This window comes from Nakamurella sp. (assembly GCF_048594475.1).
In the GTDB taxonomy this organism is placed as follows: Bacteria; Actinomycetota; Actinomycetes; order Mycobacteriales; family Nakamurellaceae; genus Nakamurella.
This window is the reverse complement of the sequence record NZ_JBMDXT010000293.1, coordinates 1-4,188: the sequence shown is the minus strand read 5'-3', so window position 1 is coordinate 4,188 and position 4,188 is coordinate 1. Positions and strand designations below refer to the sequence as shown.

General features: G+C 74.3%; 2 protein-coding genes and 1 tRNA gene. 1 reads left to right on the top strand and 2 read right to left on the bottom strand.

What is annotated here, in order from left to right; translation table 11 throughout:
* Position 1: 1 nt before the first annotated feature.
* Positions 2-75: transfer RNA gene (locus tag ACOJUF_RS13550), tRNA-Pro, on the bottom strand.
* 105 nt (positions 76-180) lie between these two features.
* The gene (gene gtfA, locus ACOJUF_RS13545; protein ID WP_420122366.1) at positions 181-1,683 is read right to left on the bottom strand and encodes a sucrose phosphorylase; all 1,503 of its coding nucleotides are present in this window, start codon (positions 1,681-1,683) and stop codon (positions 181-183) included.
* Between the two features lie 384 nt (positions 1,684-2,067).
* Here gtfA and ACOJUF_RS13540 point away from each other — a divergent pair.
* Positions 2,068-4,188, top strand: a 2,121-nt coding sequence (locus ACOJUF_RS13540) for an FAD-binding and (Fe-S)-binding domain-containing protein (protein ID WP_420122365.1), incomplete at its 3' end; no start/stop codon positions are given.

Genomic DNA, 4,188 nt, shown 5'->3' with positions numbered 1-4,188 from the left:
GTCGGGATGACAGGATTTGAACCTGCGACCCCTTGACCCCCAGTCAAGTGCGCTACCAAGCTGCGCCACATCCCGGTCACCGCCCGGGCTGCCCCGGGCGATGAAGACAATACCGCACCCCACCGCGGCGTCCGACCGCTCGTCGGGCGATGACCGGCCGGACGCCGACCCCTCGGTGGTTCAGACCGCCGGCGGAGTGGCCAGCAGGTCGTCGGTGGAACCGGACCCGGCGGGCCCGCTCCAGCTCAGGGCGACGGCCCCGGAGGCGAGGTCCACCTCGGCCCGGGCGAACGCCTCCGGCACCGCCACACCGCGGCGGGTCAGGGTCAGGACGGAGCCGTCCAGGACGGCATCGACGTCACCGTCGAAGGCGGGCAGCTGATTGCGCCAGGCGCACAGCGCCAGCAGCGCCCGGACCACGGGCCGCTTGGTGTGGGCGGTGATCTCGGTCCGTTCGTAGACGTGCCGGTTGATGTCGCGGCCGACCCCGGTGCGCCGCAACCGGGTGACGTCGTTGCCGGTGGCCAGCGCGCCCATGTAGTAGATCTGCGGGACGCCCGGGGTCAGCAGCTGAATCACCCGGGCGGCCAGGTAACGGGCGTCGTCGGCACCGAGGGCGTCGTAGAACGTGCAGTTGACCTGGTACAGGTCCAGGTTGCTGGCAGCGGCGCCGGTGGCCAGCCGGGAGGTGTCGCCGGAGTGCCGGTGGATGCCCTCCACCAGCTCGTCGATCTGCGCGGGCGTGAGCAGTCCGGGCCGCGGCTCCTCCCCCGGTTCGACGGTCTGGTCCGGTCCCACGTCGATGACGCCGATGCCGTCGTGGGTGTCCAGCACGGTGATGGCGTTGCGCGGCCGTTCCCGCAGCCACCGGGTGAGCGCGGCCCCGTCCCCGGTGTAGAGGGCGTGCAGCACCAGCGGCGGCAGGGCGAAGTCGTAGACCAGGTCGACCCGTTCGGCGATCTCGACCTGGCGCTTGTAGTACGAGTGGACCTCGACCAGCACCTCGATGCCCCGCTCCCGCGCGAGCGCGGCGAACGCGGAGATGAAGTCGAAGGTCTCCGGCGTCATGAAACAGCTGGTGCCGGCGGTCTTGACCGCGTACCCGACGGCGTCGAGACGCACCAGCCGCACGCCGGCCGCGGCGACGGCGTCCAGGATGGACAGCAGGTAGCCGTGACCCTGCTCGGACCGGATGTCGATGTCGATCTGCTGCGGGGTGAACGTCGTCCAGACGAACCGCAGCTGCCCACCGAGGCGGTAGGGCGTGAACGGCAGCCCCGGGCGGGGCCGGTAGATCCGGGCCAGCTCCGCCTCCCGGGCACCCTCCGGGAAGACCGTCGACATGGTCATGAACAGCGGGTAGTGCGGCGACGCCTCACCCTTCTCCCGGACGTCGAGGAAGGCCGCCGAATCGGAGGAGACGTGGTTGACGATCAGGTCGACCATGATCTCGTGGGTCCGGGCGATCTCTTCGACGTCGGCCCAGGTGCCCAGGCGGGGGTCGACCGCCGTGTGGTCGACCGGGTCGAATCCGGCGTCCGCCCCGTCGTACGGGGTGAAGAACGGCAGGATGTGCACCCCGCCGAACGCGCCCGCCAGGTCGGTCCGCAGGACCTCGGCCAGGCCGGGCAGATCCCCGCCCAGCCGGTCGGCATAGGCGATCAGTTGAACCTCGTTGCGCATCGTCACTCACCCCGGTCGGCGGGCCGGTCGGCCCGGCTGGGTCAACAGGTCGCTACGGATGGTAGCTGAACCGATTCAGTTGACTCAACCATCGCCGATGTCCGCCACATCACCTCGATCCGGCCCGGCCGGCGATCCGGGCCCTATCTTCGGTCCACTGCAGCCCCGAACGCGGCCAAGCGGATGAACAGGATGATACGGACGAGTGATCTCCGGCGTCACCCCCCGTCGACCACCGGACGGCGCCGGCGCCCGCCCGGAGGACACCACGAAGCCGTTCCGGTGACCGGCACGAGCCCGCGAGCCGGCAACCCCGCCGTCGACCGCCGGCGACATCGGCGGGGGGCCGCCCGGCGGCGGGCTGCGGCAGGCAGGATCGATGACGTGCCCGCAGCCCGCCCCGACAATCCCGCCGACGGGGCCGCCGACAGGGCCGCCGACCTGACCGCCGACCTGCGCGCGGCCGTGGCCGGCCCGGTCGAGGACGGGGCGCGCCGCCGGGCCGAATATTCCTCGGACGCCGGCAACTACCGGGTCATCCCGCGGGTCGTCGTGCACCCCGCCGACGCCGACGACGTCGCCGCCGTCGTCGACGTCGCCCGCGCGCATCGGGTGCCGGTGACCGCCCGCGGCGGCGGCACCTCCATCGCCGGCAACGCGGGTGGTCCCGGCATCGTGCTCGACCTGGGCCGGCTGGACCGGGTGCTGGACGTCGACGCCGATGCCCGGACGGCCGTCGTCGAACCGGGGGTCGTCCTGACCGATCTGCAGCGCCGGGTCGCCCCGCTCGGCCTGCGATTCGGGCCGGATCCCTCCAGCCAGGACCGCTGCACGATCGGCGGAATGATCGGCAACAACGCCTGCGGCGTCCATGCCGTCTCCTACGGGCGGACCAGCGACAACGTCATCGACCTCGACGTGGTGGACGGTCACGGCCGCCGCACGACCCTCGGCTCGGGAGCCGGGCAGGTGCCCGGCCTGGACGCCGTCGTCGACTCCGCCCTCGGGCTCCTGCGCACCGAGTTCGGGCGGTTCTCCCGTCAGGTCTCCGGCTACGGCCTGGAGCACCTGCTGCCGGAGCACGGCCGCCGCGCGGCCCGCGCCTTCGTCGGCAGCGAGGGCACCTTCGGTGTGGTCACCCGGTCGACCGTCCGGCTGGTGCCGATCAGCCCGGTCCGGCTGCTGGTCGTGCTGGGCTACCCGGACATGGCGCACGCCGCGGACGCCGTTCCCGCCCTGCTCGCGCACCGGCCGCACGCGGTCGAGGGCCTGGACGCGCGGATCGTCGACGTCCTCCGGCACGCCCGCGGCCCGCACGCCGTGCCCGACCTGCCGCGGGGCGCCGGCTGGCTGATGGTCGAGGTGGGCGGCGACTCCCCCGCCCAGGCGGCGCACCAGGCCCGGGCGATGGTCGCCGACGGCGGCGCGGTCGACTCCCTCGTGCTCCCGGCGGGCCCGCACGCGACCGCGCTCTGGCGGATCCGCGCCGACGGTGCCGGCCTGGCCGGGCGGACGCCCGACGGCCGGCCGGCGTGGCCGGGCTGGGAAGACGCCGCGGTGCCCCCGGATCGGCTCGGCGCCTACCTGCGCGAGTTCGAGACCCTGCTGTCCGACGCCGGCCTCACCGGGGTGCCGTACGGGCACTTCGGCGACGGCTGCGTGCACATCCGCATCGACTTCCCGCTGGCGACGGGCACGAGCGAGTTCCGCGCGTTCATGCTGGCCGCGGCCCGGCTGGTGGTCGCGCACGGCGGATCCTGCTCGGGCGAGCACGGCGACGGGAGGGCCCGCGGCGAACTGCTGCCCTTGATGTACTCGCCCGCCGCGATCGCGCCGTTCGCCGCCGTCAAGCACCTGTTCGACCCGGACGACCTGCTCAACCCCGGGGTGCTGGTCCGGCCGGCCGCGCTGGACGCCGACCTGCGGCGGCCGGCGGCCCGGCCGCTGCCGGCCGGCCGGGGGTTCGCCTTCACGCAGGACGGCGGCGACCTGACCGCCGCCCTGCACCGGTGCGTCGGCGTCGGCAAGTGCCGGGCCGACACCGGCCCGGCCGGCGGTTTCATGTGCCCGTCGTTCCGCGCCTCGGGTGACGAGAAGGACGTCACCCGCGGCCGGGCCCGGGTGCTCCAGGAGCTGGCCCAGGGCACGGCCCGGGTCGACTGGCGCGACCCGGCGGTGCACGAGTCGCTCGATCTGTGCCTGTCCTGCAAGGCCTGTGCCAGCGACTGCCCGGCCGGGGTCGACATGGCCCGGTACAAGTCGGAGGTGCTCGACCGGGCCCTGGCCGGGCGGCTGCGTCCCCGGTCGCACTACACGCTCGGCCGGCTCCCCCGGTGGTTGCGGATGCTCGACGTGCTGCCCGGCGCGGCCGGGCCGATCAACGCGCTCGCCCGCCTGCGCGCGGTGCGGGTGGCGGCCGGGATCGACCCGCGGCGGGCCGCGCCGGCCCTGGCCCGGCGGACCTTCCGCCGCCGGTGGCGGACGGGACCGTGGCCCCGGCTGCGC